Raw genomic sequence first — 22,353 nt, 5'->3', positions numbered from 1 at the left:
ACATGCGGGGTCCGACGAGCGGTTTCAAGGAGGGCGGCGCGGGGAAAATGCGCGATGTCGGATCGCGCCGCCCGCGGCAGCGGGTCAGGCGCGGCGATAGCCGGCAAAGCACAGACGTGATTTATGCGATGTAGAAACGTATCAATTACACTAAAGATACAAAATGTGCTGTCTGAACAACAACGTCGGGAAAGATAAATTATGACGATATAATGAACATGCGGGTCGGATGATCATTTTCTAATCGTCCGCTCCGGGGCGCCGGGCCGGAGGGCAGGCGGCTTTTCGGGGATCTCGCCATGCTCTTCAGACACAGCGTCTCGCTCGTCGCGCTCGCCGCCGCGGCCCTCTCGGCCGAGGGCGCCCACGCCCAGACCGCCACGATCGCGCCGACCAGCGCCAACGTGCTGAATCTCCTCAGCCCGTTCCTGAGCCTGAACGCCACGGCGACCGGGCGGGCGGCCCTGCAGGCGAACCTCGACCAGGCGGTTCGGTACAACAACACCGCGATCCTGCGTCAGCAGCAGCTCGCGATCAGCGACAAGAACCTGCTCGGCTCGGCGACGAACAATCTCGCGTCGGTGGGCCTCGGCCTCTACGGCGCCGGCGCCAACCTGGCCGGCGGCCTGCCGGCCCAGACCGTCATCAACGGCATCACGCCCCAGCAGCCGGTCGGCGGCCTCGGCCCGGTTCTGGGTCCGATCTACGTCGCCGGCAGCGCCGCGGGCACGAGCGGCCCCCTCGGCAGCGTCGTCAATCTGCTGGCGCGCGCCTACAGCTTCACCGGCAACGACCTCGGCGTCGCCAAGAACTACTTCGCCAACGGTGCCGCCAGCAACCCGAGCACCACACCTGCGGGCTACGTGCCGGTCCCGGCCGCGGCGCCGCCCGGCTACACCATCCCGACCTTCAACGGCCTGCCCAACACCCGCGACAGCGTCTACGACCTCGCCTACGGCGTGACCAACACGCAGCCGGGCCAGGACGTCTACGGCTCCTCGCGCCCGATCCAGGTCGCGCAGGGCCGCTACACCATCTTCGATCCGACGGCCCTCAACGGCATCGCCACCAACCCGTCCTTCCCGAGCGGGCACACCACCTACGCCTTCACCGACGGGATCCTGCTGGCGATGACGACGCCGCAGGCCTACCGGAGCATGCTGCTGCGGGCCTCCGAGTACGGCGAGAGCCGCATCGTGCTCGGCGTGCATTACCCGCTCGACATCATCGGCGGCCGGGCCCTGGCGACCTACGACCTGGCGCAGGCCTTCACCAACCCGCTCTACCTCAACAACGCCGGCACCACCGGCACGGCCATCGACCTGCCGAGCCTGTACACTCAGGCATCGAGCCAGATGCAGAGCTATCTTGCGGCCCAGTGCGGCGCGTCGGTAGCGAGTTGCGCGGCGAGCGCGGCCAGCACCACGAACAACCCCTACCTGCCGTCGGCGGCGAATCAGGCCCTCTACCAGCAGCGCCAGAGCTTCGGCCTGCCGACCCTGACCTTCGCGCAGGCGCCCCGCGAGGCGGCGCCTTCGGGCGGGCCCGACGCCTCGATCCTGCTCGCCCCGATCTACGGCGGCAGCTCCGCCGCGGCCCAGCGCATCGCTCCGACCGGCGGTCTCGCCGGCAGCCTCGCCACCGACACGATCAACCAGATCGTCGTCAACACCGAGTCGAATGCGATCGCGGCGCTCTACGGCACGCCGCTGAGCTACTGGAGCCGCGTCGACCTGTATTCGGCTGCCGGCTATTTCGGGAACGTGATCGGCACGGTGCAGATGGCCGCCGACGACCGGCTCACCACCGACGTCACGATCGGCAACACGGGCGCGCTCTACGCCAACGGCACCATCGCCGGCCAAGTCACGGTCGGCGCCGGCGGCCTGCTCGGCGGCACCGGCACGGTCGGCGGCGTGACGGCGCAATCCGGCGGCACAATCGCCCCCGGCAATTCCATCGGCACCCTGACCGTCGCCGGCAACGCCGCCTTCGCGCAGGGCTCGACCTTCCAGGTCGAGGCGAACGCCGCCGGCCAGTCCGACCGCCTCGCCGTCACCGGCACCGCCACCCTCCAGGGCGGCACCGTCCAGGTGCTGGCCTCGAGCGGCACCTACAACCCGCGCACCCAGTACACGATCCTGTCGGCCGGCACCGGCGTCTCCGGCACCTTCGCGGGCGTCTCCTCCAACCTCGCCTTCCTCACCCCGACGCTGCGCTACCAGCCCGCCGAGGTCGATCTCACGCTCACCCGCAACGACGTCGCCTTCGCCGCCATCGCCCGGACCCGCAACCAGGCCGCCGTCGCCACCGCCATCCAGGGCGCGGGCACGGGATCGGGCGTCTACGACCGCACGGTGGGGCTGACCACGCCGGAGGCCGTCACCGCCTTCCAGGCGCTCGCCGGCGACATCCACGCCAGCTCGGTCTCGGCCGCCTACGAGACCGCCTTCTTCGTCCGCGAAGCCATCCTCGACCGGCTGCGCTGGTCGGGCGAGGCCACCCGCGACTACGGGAACCTGCCCGCCACCTACACCGCCGACCTGCCCGGCCGCCGCGCCCCGGTCGCCCCGGTGCCGGTGCGGGTGCTCGATCCCCGGGTCTTCGGTCTCTGGGGCCAGGGCTTCGGCAGCTTCGGCCAGGCGCGCAACGATGGGAATGCCGTCACCCTCAACCGCGACACCGCCGGCTTCGTGCTCGGCGCCGATATCCGGCTCGAGAGCGGCATCCGCCTCGGCGTGGCCGGCGGCTACACCCGCACCACTCTCGATGCGCCCGGCCAGACGGCGAGCGGGTCGATCGAGAGCGGGTTCGGCGGCGTCTACGGCGGGTACGAGGCCGGCCCGTTCGCCCTGCGGCTCGGCGCAGTGTACGCCGACAACAGCCTGCGCCTGCGCCGCTCCGTGGTGTTTCCCGGCGTCTCCGAGACCGAGAGCGCCCGCTACGGCGGATCGACCGTGCAGGGCTTCGGCGAGATCGGCTACCGGATCGCGCTCGCGGCGGGGACGCTCGGCAAGGCCTCCGCGTCCTCCATCGAGCCGTTCGTCGGCGGGGCCTATGTCGGCATCGACCGGGACCGGTTCGCCGAGACCGGCGGCGTGGCGGCCCTGAGCGGTGCCTCGCGGCTCGCCGAGATCCCGACGCTGACGGCGGGTGTCCGCGGGCAGACCGAGGTGGATCTGGGCTTCGGCGCGCCGGTGTCGCTGCACGGGCTGGTGGGCTACCGCCGCGCCTTCGGGGACGTGATCCCGACGGCGCTCCTGGCCTTCGGAACCGGCCCGAGCTTCGTGACCGCGGGGATCCCGATCAGCCGGGACGCGCTGGTGGCCTCGGCGGGCCTCGACCTGCGGGTGTCGCAGGCGGCGACGATCGGCGTGTCCTATACCGGTCAAGTCGGGTCGCGGGCCGAGGACCACGCGGTGAAGGGCAGCTTCACCTACCGGTTCTGACCCGACGCGGCTTCGACGGATAAATGGCGCGGCGCGAGCCGCGCCTTTCCCCGTCACGGGCTCGGCGGCGCCATCCCCTTCTCCGCCAGGACCGGCGCGGCGCCGGGGCCGGCGAGGTCATGCAGGAGCACCGACGCGGCCTCGGCCGCGCCCGCCGGGACCATGCCCGCATAGATCGTGAAGGTCTGCACCTCCGCGGGGATCGGGCCGACGAGGCGGGCGCCCCCGACCGCCAGCAGCTCGCTCGTCTGCTGCAAGGCCAGGTCCGCCTCACCGGTGACGAGGCGCGCGGCGGCGAGCCCTCCCCGCACCAGCACCAGCTTCCCCTTCATCGCCTCCGCGATGCCGAGGCGCTCGAACAGCCCCGCGAGGTAGATCCCGCTCGATCCGCCGGAGGCCGGATCGACCATCGCCACCGCGCGGGCCCGCAGCAGCGCCTCGCGAAAGCCCGCCACCGTCCCGATGTCGGGCGCGGGCGCCCCGTCGCGCACCGCGACGCCGATCCCGACCTGGGCGAGCGGCACCGGCGGCGCGCCGGACAGGCGGCCGTCCCGGATCAGCGCGTCGAACCCGCCCGGCGTCAGCACCACGAGGTCGGCCCGGGCCCCGTCGCGGATCGCCTGCGCCACCGCGCCGGCGGTCTCGTTGCGGATCGCGACGTGATGGCCGGTGCGCCGCTCGAATGCCGGGACCAGAGCGGCGGCGACGGGCTTGTAGGCGCCGGTAGTGAGGAGCGTGATCTCGGCCGCCGGCGCAGGTGTGGCGAGGGCGAGGCAGCCGGCCGCGCTCGCGCGCAGCAGGGCTCGGATCAGGATCGTGGCGCGGCGCATGGGCGGAGGCTCCCGGCGGGTGGGCCGTGTGCCCGGCCCCTGCCCCATCGGTAGCCGACTACCCTCGCCTTCAGCGAGCGAAATCCGAGAAACCGCCGGTGACGGCGCCCGAGGCCGCGAGCGCCGCGCGGCTCGCCGGCGCCGTGAGGGCCGCCAGCTCCTCGGCATAGGCGTAGCCCGGCGCCTCGCCCGGGAAGCCGCCCGCGGTGGCGGGGTGCAGGTAGAGTTCGGTCAGCCCGTCCGGCAGGTGGCGCAGCAGGCCCTCGACCCGGGCGGGTGTCATGGCCCCGGACCAGGCGAGGCCGAGCACCCCGTCGGGTACCGTGAGGCCGGCGCGCCGCGCCCGCCAGCCGAGCAAAGCCGCCCAGGGGGCGGTGTCGAGGGCGAGGCCGGGCTTCGCCCCCGGCTCGGCCCGGCGCAAGGCGTCCCGCGATTCCCACGGCACCCGGATCGCCCGCATGCCGAAGTCGCGCCCGATCCTCAGCACCATCCCGGCGATGATCGGGTGGACGTGGAAGTGCTTGTGCGCGTTCACGTGGTCGAGGGGCAGCCCGGTCGCGCGAAACGCTTCGAACTGCGCCCGGATCTCGGCGGCGAGCTGGCGGCGGGCGCGGGCGTTGCGCGCCAGGTCGAGTCCGAGCTTGGCCTGATCGGCCCGCATCAGCCCGGCGCCGTCCACGAGATCCGGCAGGTCGGAGGCCGGCAGGGTCGGCCAGGCCTCGACCATCACGAGGTGGAGGCCGACCCGCAGGGACGGCATCGCGCGGGCCCGGGCCACCGCGTCGGCGGCGGCGGGCGCGGACACCATCAGGCTGGCCGTCGTGAGGATGCCGTCGCGATGCGTCCGCTCCACCGCCTCGTTGACCTGGGGCGACAGGCCGAAATCGTCGGAGGTGACGACGAGGCGCTTGGCGGATGTGGGCGTGCTCATGCTCGGTCTCGTGACGTGAAAGAGCCTCCCCGTCCGGCCGGACGGAGAGGCTCGCACCCGCTTCAGGCGGGACGACTAGAGCACTTCACGATCGCGCTGCAATCGCGAAGTTCTCTACGTCTTCGTTTTGCCGCATTTTCTTCGACGAACCGGCATCCACTTCGTCGGAAAATGCTCTAGTCTCCAGGACGCTTACGCCGCCTTCTTGGCGACGCCCTGGCGCTCGCGCAGGAAGTGCCAGAACTCGACGCCCTCGCGCAGGCGGCGCTTCATCATGTCGGGCGAGCGCACCATCTCGCTGACGATCGAGGCGATCTTCGGGGCGCGGAAGTAGAACTTCTTGTAGAACGCCTCGACCGAGTTGAAGATCTCGGTGTGCGACAGGTGCGGGTAGTGCAGCGGCGCGATCTGCACGCCGTTCTCGTCGACGAGCTCGGCGTTGTCCTTGTCGAGCCAGCCGTTCTCCACCGCCTGCTTGTACAGGAAGGTGCCCGGATAGGGCGCGGCGAGCGAGACCTGGATGGTGTGCGGGTTGATCCGCTTGGCGAAGGCGATCGTCTCCTGGATCGTCTCGCGGGTCTCGCCCGGCAGGCCGAGGATGAAGGTGCCGTGGATGGCGATGCCGAGCTCGTGGCAATCCTTGGTGAACCGCTCGGCGACCTCGACCCGCATGCCCTTCTTGATGTTGTTGAGGATCTGCTGGTTGCCCGACTCGTAGCCGACGAGCAGCAGGCGCAGGCCGTTGGCCTTGAGCACCTCGAGGGTCTTGCGCGGGACGTTCGCCTTGGCGTTGCACGACCAAGTCACGCCGAGCTTGCCGAGCTCGCGGGCGATCTCTTCCGCGCGCGGCAGGTTGTCGGTGAAGGTGTCGTCGTCGAAGAAGAACTCCTTGGTCTGGGGGAACTCCTTCAGGCAGTACTTGATCTCCTCGATCACGTGCGCGACCGAGCGGGTGCGGTAGGTGTGCCCGCCGACCGTCTGCGGCCACAGGCAGAACGTGCAGCGCGACTTGCAGCCCCGGCCCGAATAGAACGAGATGTAGGGGTGCTTGAGGTACCCGATGAAGTACTTCTCCATCTCCAGGTCGCGCTTGTAGACCGAGGTCACGAACGGCAGCTGGTCCATGTCGGTCATGATCTCGCGGTCCTCGTTATGGACCACGACGCCGTCGGCGTTGCGGTACGAGAGACCCTTGATCTCCGCCATCGGCACGCCCTCGGCGACCTCCTTGACGGTGAAGTCGAACTCGTTGCGGGCGCAGAAATCGACCGCCGGGGCCTGGGCCATCGAGCCGGCGGCGTCGACCGCGACCTTGGCGCCGATCAGGCCGGCGATCAGCTTCGGGTTCTTGGCCTTCAGCGCCTCGATGGTCTTCACGTCCGACTTGAAGGACGGCACCGAGGTGTGCAGCACCACGAGGTCGAAGTCGTCGGCCTGGGCCACGATCTCCGGCAGCTTGATGTCGTGCGGGGGGGCGTCGATCAGCTTGGAGTTCGGCACCAGGGCGGCCGGCTGGGCGAGCCAGGTCGGGTACCAGAACGACTTGATCTCGCGCTTGGCCTGGTAGCGCGAGCCGGCGCCGCCGTCGAAGCCGTCGAAGGTGGGGGCCTGGAGGAAAAGGGTCCGCATCATCGGGAGTGTCGTCTTCTTGATCGGGGCCGCTTGCGGCCGGTGGGGCCGCGTCGCGGCCGGTGAGGCCGCCGGGCGGCCCGATGGCTGTCGTTCAGGTCGAGGGAGCGCCGGATTCGCGGGCGAGGCCGGATTCCGGGATCAGCGTACCGTCCGCAACGACCCGATAATCATGACCTTTCCAAGTCACGGCGCCGGAGGCGAAGCACCAGACGAAGCCGGCGAAGGACAGGAGGTCGCGGATCGGCAAGAGCCAGTACGGGTGCGGCTCGAGGCCGAAGGCCCGCTCGACCCGCATGCACAGCACGATCCGGCAGGCGAGCGCCAGCGCCGCGGTAGCGAGCGTGTAGGCTCCGGCATCCGGCAGCAGCGCGGCGATCAGCGCCAGCGGGAAGGCGTGGGTGACGAGGGTGCCGGCATAGCCCGCCGGATCGACGTTGCGGATGGTGCGGTTCCACCGCGTCTCGTGGCGCCACAGGCCGGCGAGCGAGGTGTCGACGCAGGTATGCCCGATGGTGAAGTTCGGGATCGCCACGATCCCGCCCTCGGCCCGCAGCGCCGCCCCGAGCGCGTAGTCGTCGGCGAGGTCGTCGCGGATCGATTCGAAGCCGCCGATGCGGGCAAGGCACGCGGTGCGGAACGCGATGGTCGAGCCGAAGCACGGATCGGCAAGCTTGAGGCCCGTGCCCATCAGGACGTTGGGCAGGAACTGGGTGTCGATGGCGAGCGTCGAGAGATGCGCCCAGACGCCCTGATTCGCCGGCACGCCGTGGTAGAGGCAGGTGACGCCGGAGACCCCCGGGCGGGCCAGCTCGGCGACGATGCGCTCGAGGTAGTCGGACGCCACCACCATGTCGCTGTCGGCCAGGACCACGATCTCGTGGGCGATGAGCCCCGCCATGTTGATCAGGTTCGAGACCTTGCGGTTCGCCCCGTGCTGGTGGGCGTCGATCACGAGGTCGATGCGCAGGGACGGGTGCTCGGCCTGGAGCCGGTGCACCACGGCGATCGCCGGGTCGGTGGCGTTCTGCACCCCGAAGATCACCTGCACCGCGCCCGCATAGGCCTGGGTGCAGAAGGTCGTCAGGTTGTGGTGCAGGTTCGGCTCGTCGCCGCAGAGCGGCTTGAGCAGGGTCACGGAGGGGCGGGCCGCCTCCGCGGGCAGGCGCGGCACCGGCTGGCGGGCGAGGCGGCCGGCGAGCCAGGCGGTGGTCAGGCCGTAGCCGCACCCGGCGAGCGCCAGGACGAGCAGGAGGGTGGAGATCCAGGTCCAATCCATGGCGATCCCTGGGAGGAGTTGGCGGCGCTGGGTGCGCGGCGAGCAGTCTTGTTGAGGATGCCGGTCCGAGGGTTGACGGCCGGTATGCCGCCGGCCGTCGGAAGGCGGGCCGGCGCTTACTTGGCCTTGGGGGCCGGCGCCGCGAGCATCGTCTCGGTGGATTTCTTCAGGTGGGCGAGCAGGCCGTCGGCCCCGCCTTCCTGCAGCGGCTCGGAGAAGCCGGTGCGCAGGGTGCCGGCCTCGCTCACCGTGCCCTGGAGGAAGACGTCGGTGATGCGGTTCTCGGCGTTCAGCACGTAGTCGACCGGGGAGGTGTCGCCGCTGCCGTCCGTCACCGTGACGTGCACGATGCGGCCGGCCCCGCGGGCCTCGCTCTTCGGGTCGATGGCGAAGCTGCTGCCGGCCGCGGCGCTGAGCCGCGTGGCGTAGGTCGCCGACAGGTAGGGGCCGAAGGCTGCGGTCAGCTCCTGCTGCTTGGCCGCCGGAATGTCCTTCCAGCGGGTGCCGACGCCCAGGCGCAGCATCGCCGGCAGGTCGAAGGTCTCCTTCATCGGGCCGGACAGGATTTCGGCCCGGGCGCGCACGTCGCCGGCCTTCAGCGCCGCCTCGAGGGCGTCGGTCATCTTGCGCACGGTCGCGACCGCCGGGTCGCCCTCCCCGGCCGCAGCCGCGGGGGAAGCGGGGGCGGGCGTCTGGGCCAGGGCCGGCAGAGCCGCCGCCAGGCAGGCGGCGATCGTCAGGCTGCGCAGGGTCTCGCGTCGGGTCTGCACCAGGTCACTCTCCTTTGCCGTCGGCGGGCGCCGCGGCATAGCCGAAGGCGGGCGCGTGAGTCCCGCCGCCGTGGGCCCGGCGCGGGCGCGTGAACGCCCGCAGGGCCGCGCCGATCCCGGCCGCCGGGCGGCGGCCCGGCTCGGTCTTGTCGTCTTCCATCGCGTGCCAGAGCATCAGGCTCGGCAGGCCGACCGCGAGGTCCGCCAGCCGCTTGATCAGCGACAGGGCGAGCGCCGCCTCGGCCGGGATGCCGAACACCGCGCAGAGCGCGATCAGGCCACCCTCCTGGGCCCCGAGCGCGCCCGGTACCGCGAAGGCGGCGCCGCGCACGGCCTGGGCCAGGCTCTCGATCACGATCGCCTCGAGGAAGCCGACCTCGTAGCCCATGAAGCGCAGGGCGATCCAGACCTCGAGGGTGCCGATGATCCAGCCGAACAGATGCGTGCCGATGGCGGTGAGAATGCGGCCGCGGGCGGCGTAGAGGCCGCGCAGGCGCTCGAACAGCACGTCGACCGCGCCGAAGATCCGCCATTCGCGCCCGCCGGCGAAGCGGTTGATCGCGGCCTGGAGCAGGCTCTGCCCGAAGCGGCGCTGGATCAGGTAGAAGGCCAGCAGCGCCGGCGCCGCCACGACGAGGCCGAGGCCCACGTAATGCACGATCGGCCCGTCGCCGCCGAGCGCCACCAGGATGCCCAGGCCGGCGACCGTGAACAGGAACTGGGTGAGCGCCTGGACCATCAGGTCGACGAGGGTCGTCGCCCCCGACAGCGCGCCCGAGACCCGGTAGCGGGTGAGGAGCCGCGCGCCGATCAGGTCGCCGCCGACCTGGGCGACGGGAAGCAGGGTGTTGACCCCCTCGCGCACGAAGCGCACGCTGACGCAGTCGCGCAGCAGCGGCCTCTCGCCGCGGGGAAACACCACCCACCAGCCCAGGCCCGCCCAGGCCACGGCGACGAAGCGCGCCACGACGACCAGGACCGCACCCCAGCCCGACGCCCACAGGGCCGCCGCGACCGCCTCCGGCCCCGAGGAGACGAACAGGCCGATCACGGTGCAAAGGCCGGCGATCAGGCCCAGTGTCGTCAGTCGCTTCATGACCCTCTTTCACTCGTCGCGGCGGCGGCCCCGGGGGCGCGCCATTCCGGCAACGGAGTCGAAACAAAGCAGCGCCGTTGCATCCCGGCACGTTGCAGCTTTGATGGGCCCTGTCTATCACCGCCCGGACACAGTGCCGGTGAAAGCGGCACGATCCGCGGGCGCGGCGAGCCCGCCCAAGCATCGCCGCAAGCCTATGTTATGGCGCGTCTTCCAGACCGGCCGGCGCCACGCCGGCGGGGCCGGATCACGCGAGGAATGGCCGCTTTGTGACGGCCGTCAGGGGATGGACGAGGCATGGACCGGGAGACGACCTTCGAGGCCGAGCGCGGCGCGCTCGACGATGCGGCCACGCACGACCTTTCGGCGTTCCAGGGCGGCGCCGACCGCGCCCCGGCGCCGCAATCGCCGGTCATGGCCTGGAACGAGTGGGATCCGCTGGAGGAGGTGATCGTCGGCTCGCTCGACGGCGCCACGATCCCGACCCATCACCTGACGGTGATCTTCAACCTGCCGCGGGCCGCCCAGCCGTTCTACCGGCTCGCCTCCGGCTGGAAGTACCCGGGCTTCATGAAGAAGCTGGCCCAGCAGGAGCTGGACGGCTTCATCAAGATCCTGGCCGGCGAGGGCGTGAAGATCCGCCGTCCCGATTCCGTGGACTTCTCGAAGAAGTTCAAGGCGCCGCGCTGGTCCTCGCGCGGCTTCTGCGTCGCCTGCCCGCGCGACCCGTACCTGGTGATCGGCGACGAGATCATCGAGAGCCCGATGTGCTGGCGCTCGCGCTACTTCGAGGGCGACGCCTACCGCTCGCTGTTCAAGGAGTATTTCCGGGCCGGCGCGCGCTGGACCTCGGCGCCGCGGCCCCAGCTCACCGACGACCTCTACAACTACGACTACCGGGTGCCGAACCTGAAGGCCGGCGAACCGATGCAGTTCACGGTCAACGAGTTCGAGCCCGTCTTCGACGCGGCGGACTTCGTGCGCTGCGGCCGCGACCTGTTCGTCACCCGCTCGAACGTGACCAACCTGATGGGCATCGAGTGGCTGCGCCGCCACCTCGGCCCGGGCTTCCGCATCCACGAGATCGAGAGCCGCTGCCCGCAGCCGATGCACATCGATTCGTCGTTCATGCCGCTCGCCCCCGGCAAGGTACTGGTCAACCCCGACTACATCGACGTCGAGAAGCTGCCGGCGGTGCTCAAGAAGTGGGACGTGCTGATCGCCCCGCGCCCCGACCCGGTCGAGGGCTTCATGAGCAAGATCTCGATGTGCTCGCCCTGGACCTCGATCAACGTGCTCGCCATCGACGAGAAGAAGATCGTAGTCGATGCGAGCCAGCCGACGCTGATCAAGGCGCTCAAGGATTGGGGCTTCGACCCGATCCCGACGCCGTTCCTGTCCTACGGCCCGTTCGGCGGCTCGTTCCACTGCGCCACGCTCGACGTGCGCCGGCGCGGCCCGCTGAAGTCGTACTTCTAGATCGGCGAATCCGGCCCGCCGCGGGCGGGTCGGGCATCATCGAGGATGCCGGAATGCGAAGAGGCCCGCCACCTTCCGGTGGCGGGCCTCTTTTGGTCCTGCGCGGACGCGCCGGCCGCCGTCGTCAGCGCCCGGCGGTCGCGCCCTTGTCGGTCCAGTCCGGCGGCAGGCCGAAGGAATCGCCGACGATGCCGTCGACGCCGGGGGCCCGGCCGAAAGCCTGGCAATCGGGGTCGCGGGGCATCTCGCCGAGCATCGTCACGCGGATGCGCTCGTAGGTCGGGATGGTCAGCTCGGACTCGAACGGGTCCTCGCCGGTGGCGAGGTAGGAGCCGAAATCCTGGCCGAAATCGCCGGCAAGGTCGTAGATGTCGGCGATGGGCGAGAACCGGGCCTGGTTGGTGAAGGAGTTGGCGCCCCCGGCCCACACCATCGCGGCGCGCTGCTGGCGTCGCGCGTCGAGGGCCTCGGCCTCGATCGTGAGGTCGCCGAGGCCGATCGGCAGGCGCGGCACCGGCACCTTGCCGATCGTGTCGGCGAAGCCGACGCCGACCTGCGCCGCGATGGTGATCGCCGCCGAGGCGCCGATGGCGACGCCGGAGGCCGGCACGTTGGTGAGGCCGGCCCGGGTGATGTTGGCCCGCACGGTCAGGTCGGCCGGGCCCGACGAGACCACGTCGTAGCGCAGCGACAGCTCGTAGCAGAGCGCCCGGTCGGCCGCGTTGGCGACCACGTGGCGCTCCCTCTCGGTCAGGACCGGGCCCGCGACCGCGGCCGGAAAGGTGGTGGGGATGATGCGCACCGTGCGCACCCGCGCCATCGCCGCCTTGTCGATGAAGATCCGCGACTTCGTGGCGGTGGCCTCGCTCGGCGTCAGGTGGTCGTAGTTGGTCAGGAGTCCGGTCTGCGTGAGCACCGGCGTGGCGCAGCCGGCGAGCAGCGCCAAGGTCGTCACGGCCGCGACGCGGCGGGCGGCCCGCGCGTTCAAGGCAGCCTTGATGGTCGTCCGCATTCGGTCGCTTTCCCGGATCGCGTGAAGCCGGACCCCCGGGCATCCCGTCATGGATTCCCGAAGGCCGGCTCCCGGCGGCGCGCGAGCGGACCCCGAGAGGCACGCCGCGCCGTTATGTCGTCGAGCCTAACGGTCGCCGGCCGGCCGGGAAAGCCGAGCTTGACCGCGAGCGCCGCTTCGCCCCGGGCTGTAACGCTTGGGCCACATTGTTTCCGATGTCCGCGCCGCGCCCCGGGCGCGCGACCGGTCAGGCCAGGGCCGCCATGCTGCAGCTCTGGCCGCCATCGACCGGCAGGCACACCCCGGTGATGAAGCGGGCCTCGTCGGAAGCCAGGAAGACCGCCGCGTGGGCGATGTCCCAGGCTTCGCCCAGGCGCCCCAGCGGCACCCGGCGGTCGCGGCCCGATTCGGGGGTGACGGCACCGCGGCACTCGTCGGCCAGGGTCGTGTCGAGGAGGCCCGGCAGGATGGCGTTGGCCCGGATGCCGTCGCGGGCATATTGCATCGCCACCGACACGGTCGCCTGGTTCACCGCCGCCTTGGCGGCCGCGTAGGCGAAGGACGGGGCCCCGGCCCAGCGCAGGGCCGCGATCGACGAGATGTTGACGACGGCGCCGGAGCGCCGCGCCCGCATCCCCGGCAGCACCGCCTTGCAGGTGCGCCAGACCCCGCCGACATTGATCTCGATCGCCCGGCGCCAGCTCTCCTCGTCGAGGTCCTCCGGCCCGCCGGCCTCGGGCTGGCCGACATTGTTGTGCAGGATGTCGATGCGGCCGAAGCGGGCCTCGCCGGCGGCGACCGCCCGGGCCACCGCGTCGTAATCGGTGACGTCGGCAGCGAGCGCCTCGGCCTCGTTGCCCTCCTCGGCGATGATCTGCGCCGTCTCCTCGGCGGCGGCGAGGCCCCGGTCGACGCAGACCACCCGGGCGCCCTCCCGGGCGAAGGCGACGGCCACGGCCTTGCCGTTGCCCCAGCCGGTGCCGGACGAGCCGGCCCCGAACACGATCGCGACCTTCTTCAGCAGGCGTGTCGACATGGGCCCGGCCTCCGCGCTCGGCGGAGAGACTCGCGGCAAATGCCGGGCGGGCGCAACGGGCGGGGAAGCAGGGCGGCCAGTCTCGGCCCGCATGTCTGCACCGGTATCGCGGCGGTCCCGTCCGTCGGGGAGAATCAGGCTCCGGCGGGCCGGCCTCCCCGGGCCCAGCGCCAGGCCGCGAGGCCGACCGCCAGCGCGAGGGCGACCTGGGCCAGGCTCCCCTCCCCGAGATGGGCATGGCCGAGGCCGTACCGCACGGCGAGGCGCACGAGCGTCCCGGCGATCCAGTAGCCGAGGCAGAAGGTCAGGGCGGCGACGAGGAGGGCGACGAAATCGTTCACGAGCGAAACCCCCGCGGGCGAGGACACCGTGGCGCCGCCTCGACGGGCCGGCGAAGCGGCGCCCGTGCCAGGATAGCGCGGCCTGGCTTGTGCCGGGCCGTCCGCCCGGCACCGGGCAGCCGCTCGACGTCCAGCAAGAGCCGCGCCACCGCCGCGTCGGGTCAGTCCGGGCGGGTCGCCTGCATCGAGGGGCGCTCGCCGAAGCGGGCGTACCAGGAGGCCGCCGCGGGAGCGCGCTCGCGCCAGCCGAGATCGGGAAGGCGCAGGTCGAGATAGCCGAGGGCGCAGCCATACGTGATGGTGGCGATGTCGACCCGATCGCCGAACTCGCCCGCCGCCGCTTCGATCCGCGCCAGGGCATCGCCGATCTTCTCGCGCTGGCCGGCGACCCAGGCGGTGGAGCGCTCGCCCTCCTGGCGCACCCGGGTCTCGTAGACGCACAGCAGCGCGGCATCGAGCAGGCCGTCGCCGGTCGATTGCGCGGTCAGCGCCGCCCAGCGGGCCGGCCCCGCCGCGGGAAACAGGCCGCCCTGCCCGAGATGGTCGAGGTACTCGCAGATCACCCGGCTGTCGGCGAGCGCGGTGCCGTCGTCGAGGATCAGGGTCGGCACCTGCCCGAGCGGGTTCTGGGCCCGGATCGTAGCGTCGCGGTTGATCGGGTGGGCGGCAGCCGGCAGCAGCTCCACCCGGTCGGCGAGGCCGAGCTCGTGGGCGGCCACCAGCACCTTGCGGACGAAGGGCGAGGCCTTGGCGTAGAACAGCTTCATCGGGTCTCCTCCGGATTTTTCTTCTGTCGTCGGCGGGGCGTCTCGTCCGCTTCGGCGGAAGAGGCGCCCCTTCGCATCGGAGCGCGGTCGCGACGGCGGGACCCGTTCCGGTCGCCGTCGTCGGCCGGCCGCTCACTGCCCCCGGGCCGATCCCGCCGGCTTCGCGGCCGGTTTGGCGGCCGGCTTGGCCGGGACCGGCGCGGCGACCGCCGTTCCGGGCTTCGGCGGGGCCGGCGGGCGCGGGGTCTCGACGGAGAGCCGCCGCACCGGCCAGCCGTCGCTCCAGCGCTCCATGTCGGTGAAGCGCGGGTTGCTCTTCAGGCTCGTGGCGGTCTGGCCCGAGAAGGCGGCCGCCGCCGCCATGTCGAAGGTCTTCCAGACCGCGAGGTAGTCGAGGCTGTCGGTGCCCGCGCCGTTGATCTGCCCGACCAGGACGGTCTGCTCGCCGGTCAGCGTCATGTCGGCGGACCACTTGAACGGGGCCGGCTTCTGCTTCGGGTCCGGGGTCGGCAGCTTCAGCTGGGCGACGTCGTAGGCCGTGTTGACGCCGGCGGGCGAGGCCAGGGTGGCCGACAGCGCCGGGAAGCCGTGGTCGTCGGAGAGCGCCCGGACCATCAGCTTGTGATCGGTCGGCACGGCGGTCGCCTCGCGCATCACCCGCCGGGCGGCGATGTCGGCGGCCCGCGCGTCGCGGTCGCCGATCACCGTGACGATGAGCGTCGCGGGATCGATGGCGTTGAGGTCGTGGAGCGCGATGCCCCGGGCCTTGTCGTCCCGGGCGATGCCGCCCGGCATCGCCCCGAAGATCAGCCGTGGCACCGGCAGGCCGGTCTCCCGCGCATGCGCCGCGAGGTTCGCTGCCAGCGGCACCCCGGCGAGATGGCCGACCAGCGCCACGCGGGTCGTGTCGGGCTTGGCTTCCTGGTCGCCGGCGAGCTCGGCGAGCGCGTCCTTGACGAGGTTGGCCGCGATGCCGCTCGCATCCACCGGCCGGGTGCGGCCCACCTCCTGGAAGCGCGGAAACAGCACGAGGTAGCCGGAGCGCGCGAGGTGCTCGATGAAGGAGCCGTAGGCCTGCGGGTTCACCGCCCCCCAGGCATGCAGCATCACCGCCACCGGGCGTCCCTGCTCGGGAGCCGCGCCGTTGCCGTAATAGGCCAGCGTGACCGCTCCAGCGCGGCCGAGCACCCGTTTCACCACGCTGGCGCTGGCATAGCCCTGGCCTCCCGGCCCCTCCTTGGGCTGGGCGGGCGGCGTGGCGGCGCCGGCGCCTGGCGCGCCGCCGAGGACCACGAAGGCCAGGGCGAGCGGAAGGGCGAGGCGGGTGAAGGTTAGCGGCGGCATGAGGCTGGGGGGCTGGCGGCTCGGGAGCCGCACCCCACACTGTTTCGCGCCCGCACTCAAGGCACGATCGACCGGCAAGGGGGTGTTCCTGCCCGTCATGTCGTTTCCACGGTACAGTCCCGCTCCCACGATCGGGTCCGGACGCCGAACGGTTCCTCGTGCGGCGCAAATGCCTAGCGTCGGGATTCGGGGTCGTCGCCCAGCACGGCGTGCAGCTGCTCGACCAGGGCGTCGAGTTCCCGCGGCACCGGCGCGTCGCTCACATCCGTGTACATCGCCCGCAGGTCGTGCCCGAGCTTGGCAAGCAGCAACGCATCGGCGAGCGAAGACGCCGTGATGTGCGTCTGGCCGAAGCTCGCGGCGTGATTGCTCGGAATCAGCTTCATGGCGCGTCAACGGGACGACAGTCCCGGCTCCGTCAAGACGAGGGCGGTGTTCGATACACGGGGCCCGTACCCGTGCAGGTTATGGAGAGACCGGAGTGCCGGCCCGACATGAACAACGCACGTCAAGGGGGGCAGTTGCGCCCGATTTTCGGGCAACGCCGACGCGGGGACCGCGACGACAGGAACGAGATCCTGCGCCGCGGCCGATTCTCTTTTCAGGCGACGGGGTTTGGCACGGTGGGGAACCGAGTCGGCCCCCCGGCCCGTCGCCCCCTCGCCGCCCCTCCGGTGGTCGTGGACAAGGCGTCGCGGGCCCTTGGGTCCACACGGTCCGGTTGTCACCCGGCTAGAGCATTTTCCGACGAAGTGGATGCCGGTTCGTCGAAGAAAATGCGGCAAGACAAAGACTTAGAGCGCTTCGCGATTGCAGCGCGATCGTGAAGCGCTCTAGCATCGTCCGGACCGGATTGGGCGGACCGGGAGGCCTTCCATGAAGGGGCTCTCGTCTCGTCAGCTTCACATGGGCGGCGTCAGGCCGTCCTTGCCGACCGAGACGCTGCGCGCCTCCAGATGGTCGCCGTCGCGCACCGCGGAGGCGAAGACCTTGGCGCCCGGCACCAGCACCGCCCGGTCGGCGGGCTCCAGCCGCACGATCGGCGTGCCCGGCGGCACCGCGACCGCGAGGCTCTGCCCCTTGTACGAGACCGTGAGGGTGCGGCCGGCACCGGGCGCGCCCGCAACGGTGCCGTTCGTCATGCTGGTCTCGGCGCCCGGGGCCCCGACCGTCCCGTTGGTCATGCTCGTCTCGACCTCCGGTGCCTTGACGGTGCCGTTCGTCATGCTGGTCTCGACCGGGCCGCTGGCGGCACCGTCGGGCAGGCGGTCCCACGGGTAGTGCCCCTCCCCCGCGCCCCGCAGGGCCTCGGGGAAGATCAGGACCTCCAGGGCGACCGGCGGGTCGCCGGGCTTCGGCCCGGCCTTGGCGGCGGTGCCGATGAAGCTGCCGTCCTTGACGTCGTCGAGGCTCGCCGGGGCGAGCTGCGCCACCCGCGTCCCTGCGGCGAGCCGCACGGTCTCGGTCGTGCCGGCACGGGTGCGGATGGTGACCGCGTCGCCCTCGACGCGTTCGATCGTGCCGCGCAGGCGCTCGACCTGCGGCGCAGCGAGGGCAGCGCCGAAGGGACCGCCTGCGGCCAGCATCAGGCCGGCGGCCGCGATCGTCCTGAGAAGGGGCATGGGGACACTCCGGGAGATGGGCCCGGGGATCCGGGCCCCGCCCGTTATGGTTCGCCCCGCCGCGCCGGACATTCTTCTCGCGCACACGTGAACGGGCGCAGGATCGCGAGACCGGCCTCGCTCCGCCCGCTCGCGGCCGCGGCACTTCGGCCTTCGCGATGCGGGAGACGACGATGGGGTACCGGGATCTACCCGACGATCAGGCTGCAATGCGGCTCGATGACCGGGTTGGCGCGCGACCAGTCCGTGACGTTGCGGCCGGCATCCCAGGTAAAATCGTACACGCCGAGATCGATGAAACGCTGGTGGATTCGCGCGTCGTACTTCTCGCTGACGGCGCGCGTGAGCCGCTGGATATCCTTGTTGCGCAGCCTCTGCGTATTTCCCACTTCGTTATAGTATTGAATGTAGCAGAACTTTCGCAGAAGAATCATTCGCGTGTGAAGGAACGTTCTCACGCATAACTCGTAATCGTCGGCGGCGGCCAAGTCTGGATTGTGCCCGCCGATGCCGTGATAGAAATCCTTGCGCCACGCCCTGATGTGGTTCGGGGCCGAGACGATGTGCCGTATCGTCTTGGCGTTGATCTTCGGTGCCTCATGGACGATGTAGTCCCGGCCGTTGTAGGTCTCGACCCGGTCCCGTCCGTAGAAGAACGCCCAGTCCTGGCCGTAGGTCGCGTTGCGCCCGTCCTCGAAGACCTCGGCCCAGTCCGTGTAGAGAAAGCCGGCTTCGGGATGCTGGTGAAACGCCAGCACGACCGCATCCAGGCTGGTGGACGTCAATTCGTCGTCGTGATCCAGTTCGAGGAGGATGTCGCCGCCGGCCAGGCGGCAGGCCGTCTGCTTCACCTCGCCGATCCGGCCCGACGGGCGATGCGGGCGGTAGATGCGGATACGGTGATCCTGTGCCGCCAGAGCGTTGAGCTCGGAGAATGTCACCCCATCATCGTCCGAGTCGTCGACGATGATCCACTCCCAGTCGACATAGGTCTGGGCCCGCAGAGACTTGAAGGGGCGCAGGATGCGGTGACCGGACCGATAGGCCGGCGTGAAAACGCTCACCAAGGGGCGCGACCGTCGAAACGTCGTCGCATTGTCGAGAAAACAGTAGAAAATCTGCCGCCCGATCTCGTCGGCATCGGCGGCAGTCGCGAAATTGATCCAGCGCTTGCGCACCTCGTACGGCGCGCGCATCAGATTCTGGAATTTCGCCTCCTCTCCGAAGGTCGCGATCACGTGCGGCCGCTTCGCGATGAGGATGTGCTCCAGATCACGATCGTCCGGATAAAACGAGCAGTTCAATTGCCTCGTTTCGACGTCGATATCCGGACCGGGACTTTTGATCTCGAACTCGCCGCGGCCGATGACGACGATTTCCGGAAGACTCACGACGGGCCTCGCGATTTGTAGATGACAGGATCCGACGTTCGGGACTGCAGGCGGCGCAGACCCGCTCCGGAGCATCGCCCGATCGCCTCGCGACGCAGGACACGCCACAGGAGGCGGTGTGGGCGAAACGGCAGCGCGACCGGACGAGCCCCTATTCCTCCTCGGCCTCTTCCGGCTCCAGCGTCGCCTTGACGGTCTCGAGCACCCGCCGGGCGAGGTCGGAATCCGGGTCCTCGCGGTTCAGCGCGTCCTCCAGCATGGCGAGGTAGCTGCCGAGCTGGTGGCGGTAATGGTCGGAATCGATGCCCCGCAGGATGCCGGCGACGAAGCGCACCGCCATCTGCAGGGCGACCTGCTTCACGGCGACGTCGGACTGCGCCTCCGACAGCCGGGCGATCATCTCGCCGTGATGGGCCGAGAGGGTGGTCAGGCCGGTGATCTTGTCGTCCTGGCTCATCGCGCGGGTCTCCCGAAGATGCGAAAGGGGCCCTTCCCGATCGGAAAAGGCCCCCGTCGCCGGTGGTGGGTCCCGGGTCCCGTCATCCGGGACCCGGTCGGCGGAGGACCGCCCCCGAGGGAGCGGCTCCTGTCCGGTCCTTACGCCGCGAGCTGGCGCAGGACGTAAGGCAGGATGCCGCCGTTGCGGAAGTACTCGAGCTCGTCGAGCGTATCGATGCGGCAGGTCAGCGGGACCTCCTTCACCGAGCCGTCGGCCGAGGTGATCTTGGCGGTGAGCGTCTGGCGCGGCTTCAGCTCGCCGGCCAGGCCCTCGATCGTCACGGTCTCGTCGCCCTTCAGGCCGAGCGAGGCCCAGGAGGCGTCGCCCTGGAACACCAGCGGCACCACGCCCATGCCGACGAGGTTCGAGCGGTGGATGCGCTCGAAGCTCTCGGCGATCACCGCGCGGACGCCGAGCAGCTTGGTGCCCTTCGCCGCCCAGTCGCGCGACGAGCCGGTGCCGTATTCCTTGCCGGCGAACACCACCAGCGGGGTGCCCTCCTGCTCGTAGCGCATCGCGGCGTCGTAGATGAACATCCGCTCGCCCGACGGCTGGTAGAGGGTGTAGCCGCCCTCGACCACGCTGCCGGACTCGTCGCGGACCATCTGGTTCTTGATGCGGATATTGGCGAAGGTGCCCCGCATCATGACTTCGTGGTTGCCGCGGCGGGTGCCGTACTGGTTGAAGTCCTGCACCCGGACCTGGTGCTCCTGCAGGTAGGCGCCCGCCGGAGACGCCGCCCGGATGTTGCCGGCCGGCGAGATGTGGTCAGTGGTGATCGAGTCGAGGAACAGGCCGAGGATGCGGGCATTGACCACGTCCTCCACGGGCTTGGGGGTCTTCTCCATGCCGACGAAGTAGGGCGGGTTCTGGACGTAGGTCGAGCCGCCGTTCCACGCGAAGGTCTCGGCCTCGGTGACCTCGACGTCCTTCCAGTTCTGGTCACCGCCGAACACGTCGGCGTAGCGCGACTTGAACAGGGTCGAGGTGATGTTGGCCTCGATGAACTCCTGAACCTCGGCGGTCGAGGGCCAGATGTCCTTCAGGTAGACCGGCTTGCCGTCCGAGCCGGTGCCGAGGGGCTCGGTGGTGATGTCGATCTGCATCGAGCCGGCGAGCGCGTAGGCGACGACGAGCGGCGGCGACGCGAGGTAGTTCGCCCGCACGTCGGGATTCACCCGGCCCTCGAAGTTGCGGTTGCCCGAGAGCACCGCGGCGGCCACCACGTCGTTGTCGTTGATCGACTTCGAGATCGCCGCCGGCAGCGGGCCCGAATTGCCGATGCAGGTGGTGCAGCCGAAGCCGACGAGGTTGAAGCCGAGCGCGTCGAGGCTCGGCTGCAGGCCGGCCTTGTCCAGGTACTCGGCAACGACCTGGGACCCCGGGGCGAGCGAGGTCTTCACCCAGGGCTTCGAGCGCAGGCCCTTGGCGACCGCGTTGCGGGCCAGCAGCCCCGCGCCGATCATCACGCTCGGGTTCGAGGTGTTGGTGCAGGAGGTGATCGCCGCGATCACCACGTCGCCGTGGCCGATGTCGAAGTTCGCCCCCTCGACCGGATAGCGCTTGGCGATGTCGGCCGCCTTCTTGAACTCGGTCTCCATCGACTGGGCGAAGCCGGGCTTGGCGCCGTCGAGGAGCACGCGGTCCTGGGGACGCTTCGGGCCGGCGAGCGAGGGCTTCACGTCGCCCATGTCGAGGGCCAGCGTGTCGGTGAAGACCGGGTCCGGGGTCTGGGCGTCACGCCACATCCCCTGCGCCTTGGCGTAGGCCTCGACGAGGGCGATGCGGTCGTCGGCGCGGCCGGTGACCTTCAGGAAGTCGATGGTCTTCTGGTCGACCGGGAAGAAGCCGCAGGTCGCGCCGTATTCGGGCGCCATGTTGGAGATCGTGGCGCGGTCGGCGACCGACATGTCGTCGAGGCCGGGACCGTAGAACTCCACGAACTTGCCGACCACGCCCTTCTTGCGCAGCATCTGGGTGACGGTGAGCACGAGGTCGGTGGCGGTGGTGCCCTCGGGCAGCTTGCCCGACAGCTTGAAGCCGACGACCTCGGGGATCAGCATCGACAGCGGCTGGCCGAGCATCGCGGCCTCGGCCTCGATGCCGCCGACGCCCCAGCCCAGCACGGCGAGGCCGTTGACCATCGTGGTGTGCGAGTCGGTGCCGACGAGCGAATCCGGGTAGGCGACCTCATGGCCCTCGAAGGGCTTGGTCCACACGGTCTGCGACAGGTACTCGAGGTTGACCTGGTGGCAGATGCCGGTGCCCGGGGGCACGACGGAAAAGTTGTCGAAGGCCGACTGGCCCCACTTCAGGAAGGTGTAGCGCTCGCCGTTGCGCTCGTATTCGAGCGCGACGTTGTCGGCCAGCGCCTTCGGGGTGCCGAACTCGTCGACGATGACCGAATGGTCGATGACGAGATCGACCGGGACGAGCGGGTTGATCTTCTGCGGGTCGCCGCCGAGCGCCACCATGGCGTCGCGCATCGCCGCCAGATCGACCACCGCCGGCACGCCGGTGAAGTCCTGCATCAGCACGCGGGAGGGGCGGAACGCGATCTCGACCTCGGTCTTGCCGCGGTTCTCGAGCCAGCCGACCACGGCCTCGATATCGGCCTTCTTGACCGAGCGGTCGTCCTCGTAGCGCAGCAGGTTTTCCAGCAGCACCTTCATCGAGAAGGGCAGGCGGCTCGCATCCGGCAGGCCGTTCTTCTCGGCCTGGGGAATCGCGTAGATGGTGTAGGTCTTGGCGCCGGCCTGAAGGGTCTGGCGGGCCTTGAAGCTGTCGATCGATGCCACGGCGTGGTCCTCGCGAGGGGTTGTCGAACACGGCGCAGGCAGGACCCGCGCCACTCAGAAGTGTTCGGCCGGATGCGCTG

18 protein-coding genes are annotated in these 22,353 nt (G+C 70.6%); 2 read left to right on the top strand and 16 right to left on the bottom strand.

Annotated features, from left to right (window positions below):
* Positions 1-299 precede the first annotated feature (299 nt).
* Positions 300-3,449, top strand: a complete 3,150-nt coding sequence (locus tag miv_RS33760; protein WP_207179179.1) for an autotransporter family protein — start codon at positions 300-302, stop codon at positions 3,447-3,449.
* Between the two features lie 53 nt (positions 3,450-3,502).
* Here the strand turns inward: miv_RS33760 and miv_RS23350 are convergent, their stop codons facing one another.
* From miv_RS23350 to miv_RS23325, 6 genes are all read right to left on the bottom strand, one after another.
* Complete coding sequence (locus miv_RS23350) at positions 3,503-4,279, bottom strand: molybdate ABC transporter substrate-binding protein (RefSeq protein ID WP_058618365.1); 777 nt, start codon at positions 4,277-4,279, stop codon at positions 3,503-3,505.
* A gap of 70 nt (positions 4,280-4,349) precedes the next feature.
* Positions 4,350-5,210 carry a hopanoid biosynthesis-associated protein HpnK gene (gene hpnK / locus miv_RS23345; RefSeq protein ID WP_207179171.1) on the bottom strand — a complete coding sequence of 287 codons (861 nt, stop codon included), beginning with the start codon at positions 5,208-5,210 and terminating at the stop codon, positions 4,350-4,352.
* A 192-nt stretch (positions 5,211-5,402) separates the two neighbouring features.
* Positions 5,403-6,839, bottom strand: coding sequence for a hopanoid biosynthesis associated radical SAM protein HpnJ (gene hpnJ / locus miv_RS23340; protein ID WP_048429196.1), 1,437 nt, complete (start codon positions 6,837-6,839; stop codon positions 5,403-5,405).
* Positions 6,840-6,933: 94 nt separating this feature from the next.
* Positions 6,934-8,118, bottom strand: coding sequence for a bacteriohopanetetrol glucosamine biosynthesis glycosyltransferase HpnI (gene hpnI, locus miv_RS23335; protein WP_207179168.1), 1,185 nt, complete (start codon positions 8,116-8,118; stop codon positions 6,934-6,936).
* A 116-nt stretch (positions 8,119-8,234) separates the two neighbouring features.
* Complete coding sequence (locus tag miv_RS23330) at positions 8,235-8,888, bottom strand: MlaC/ttg2D family ABC transporter substrate-binding protein (protein WP_244748667.1); 654 nt, start codon at positions 8,886-8,888, stop codon at positions 8,235-8,237.
* A gap of 4 nt (positions 8,889-8,892) precedes the next feature.
* Positions 8,893-9,984: a lysylphosphatidylglycerol synthase domain-containing protein gene (locus miv_RS23325; protein WP_207179160.1), complete on the bottom strand. Its 1,092-nt coding sequence runs from the start codon at positions 9,982-9,984 to the stop codon at positions 8,893-8,895.
* A 297-nt stretch (positions 9,985-10,281) separates the two neighbouring features.
* On the opposite strand from miv_RS23325, the gene miv_RS23320 reads away from it, so the two are divergent.
* Positions 10,282-11,463, top strand: coding sequence for a hypothetical protein (locus tag miv_RS23320; RefSeq protein ID WP_058618370.1), 1,182 nt, complete (start codon positions 10,282-10,284; stop codon positions 11,461-11,463).
* 124 nt (positions 11,464-11,587) lie between these two features.
* Here miv_RS23320 and miv_RS23315 read toward each other — a convergent pair whose 3' ends face one another.
* From miv_RS23315 to acnA, 10 genes are all read right to left on the bottom strand, one after another.
* Positions 11,588-12,475 (bottom strand): DUF3313 domain-containing protein, encoded by an 888-nt coding sequence (locus tag miv_RS23315; RefSeq protein WP_048429176.1) that lies wholly within the window; start codon positions 12,473-12,475, stop codon positions 11,588-11,590.
* A gap of 247 nt (positions 12,476-12,722) precedes the next feature.
* The gene (locus tag miv_RS23310; protein WP_048429177.1) at positions 12,723-13,511 is read right to left on the bottom strand and encodes an SDR family NAD(P)-dependent oxidoreductase; all 789 of its coding nucleotides are present in this window, start codon (positions 13,509-13,511) and stop codon (positions 12,723-12,725) included.
* A gap of 134 nt (positions 13,512-13,645) precedes the next feature.
* A complete protein-coding gene (locus miv_RS23305; protein ID WP_048429198.1) occupies positions 13,646-13,852 on the bottom strand; it encodes a hypothetical protein in 207 nt (68 codons plus the stop codon).
* A gap of 161 nt (positions 13,853-14,013) precedes the next feature.
* Complete coding sequence (locus miv_RS23300; RefSeq protein WP_058618372.1) at positions 14,014-14,619, bottom strand: glutathione S-transferase family protein; 606 nt, start codon at positions 14,617-14,619, stop codon at positions 14,014-14,016.
* Positions 14,620-14,751: 132 nt separating this feature from the next.
* Complete coding sequence (locus miv_RS23295; protein ID WP_053220987.1) at positions 14,752-15,963, bottom strand: alpha/beta hydrolase; 1,212 nt, start codon at positions 15,961-15,963, stop codon at positions 14,752-14,754.
* A 173-nt stretch (positions 15,964-16,136) separates the two neighbouring features.
* Positions 16,137-16,349 carry a NepR family anti-sigma factor gene (locus miv_RS23290; RefSeq protein WP_207179152.1) on the bottom strand — a complete coding sequence of 71 codons (213 nt, stop codon included), beginning with the start codon at positions 16,347-16,349 and terminating at the stop codon, positions 16,137-16,139.
* Between the two features lie 516 nt (positions 16,350-16,865).
* Positions 16,866-17,585 (bottom strand): metal ABC transporter permease, encoded by a 720-nt coding sequence (locus tag miv_RS23285; RefSeq protein ID WP_342345217.1) that lies wholly within the window; start codon positions 17,583-17,585, stop codon positions 16,866-16,868.
* A 188-nt stretch (positions 17,586-17,773) separates the two neighbouring features.
* Positions 17,774-18,976, bottom strand: a complete 1,203-nt coding sequence (locus miv_RS23280) for a glycosyltransferase (RefSeq protein ID WP_207179150.1) — start codon at positions 18,974-18,976, stop codon at positions 17,774-17,776.
* 151 nt (positions 18,977-19,127) lie between these two features.
* Positions 19,128-19,433, bottom strand: coding sequence for a hypothetical protein (locus tag miv_RS23275; protein ID WP_048429181.1), 306 nt, complete (start codon positions 19,431-19,433; stop codon positions 19,128-19,130).
* Between the two features lie 140 nt (positions 19,434-19,573).
* Entirely contained in the window at positions 19,574-22,273 is a 2,700-nt protein-coding gene (gene acnA / locus miv_RS23270) for an aconitate hydratase AcnA (RefSeq protein WP_048429182.1), read from the bottom strand.
* Positions 22,274-22,353 lie beyond the last annotated feature (80 nt).

It is taken from the genome of Methylobacterium indicum, from assembly GCF_017347565.1.
GTDB lineage: Bacteria > Pseudomonadota > Alphaproteobacteria > Rhizobiales > Beijerinckiaceae > Methylobacterium > Methylobacterium indicum.
The sequence above is the reverse complement of the archived record's forward strand: the minus strand, read 5'-3'. Positions and strand labels throughout refer to the sequence as shown.

Bases quoted from the DNA above. Each gene is read 5' to 3' on its own strand.
- miv_RS33760 (WP_207179179.1), top strand. From the start codon at position 300: ATGCTCTTCAGACACAGCGTCTCGCTCGTCGCGCTCGCCGCCGCGGCC.
- miv_RS23350 (WP_058618365.1), bottom strand. From the start codon at position 4,279: ATGCGCCGCGCCACGATCCTGATCCGAGCCCTGCTGCGCGCGAGCGCG.
- hpnK (WP_207179171.1), bottom strand. From the start codon at position 5,210: ATGAGCACGCCCACATCCGCCAAGCGCCTCGTCGTCACCTCCGACGAT.
- hpnJ (WP_048429196.1), bottom strand. From the start codon at position 6,839: ATGCGGACCCTTTTCCTCCAGGCCCCCACCTTCGACGGCTTCGACGGC.
- hpnI (WP_207179168.1), bottom strand. From the start codon at position 8,118: ATGGATTGGACCTGGATCTCCACCCTCCTGCTCGTCCTGGCGCTCGCC.
- miv_RS23325 (WP_207179160.1), bottom strand. From the start codon at position 9,984: ATGAAGCGACTGACGACACTGGGCCTGATCGCCGGCCTTTGCACCGTG.
- miv_RS23320 (WP_058618370.1), top strand. From the start codon at position 10,282: ATGGACCGGGAGACGACCTTCGAGGCCGAGCGCGGCGCGCTCGACGAT.
- miv_RS23315 (WP_048429176.1), bottom strand. From the start codon at position 12,475: ATGCGGACGACCATCAAGGCTGCCTTGAACGCGCGGGCCGCCCGCCGC.
- miv_RS23310 (WP_048429177.1), bottom strand. From the start codon at position 13,511: ATGTCGACACGCCTGCTGAAGAAGGTCGCGATCGTGTTCGGGGCCGGC.
- miv_RS23300 (WP_058618372.1), bottom strand. From the start codon at position 14,619: ATGAAGCTGTTCTACGCCAAGGCCTCGCCCTTCGTCCGCAAGGTGCTG.
- miv_RS23295 (WP_053220987.1), bottom strand. From the start codon at position 15,963: ATGCCGCCGCTAACCTTCACCCGCCTCGCCCTTCCGCTCGCCCTGGCC.
- miv_RS23290 (WP_207179152.1), bottom strand. From the start codon at position 16,349: ATGAAGCTGATTCCGAGCAATCACGCCGCGAGCTTCGGCCAGACGCAC.
- miv_RS23285 (WP_342345217.1), bottom strand. From the start codon at position 17,585: ATGCCCCTTCTCAGGACGATCGCGGCCGCCGGCCTGATGCTGGCCGCA.
- miv_RS23275 (WP_048429181.1), bottom strand. From the start codon at position 19,433: ATGAGCCAGGACGACAAGATCACCGGCCTGACCACCCTCTCGGCCCAT.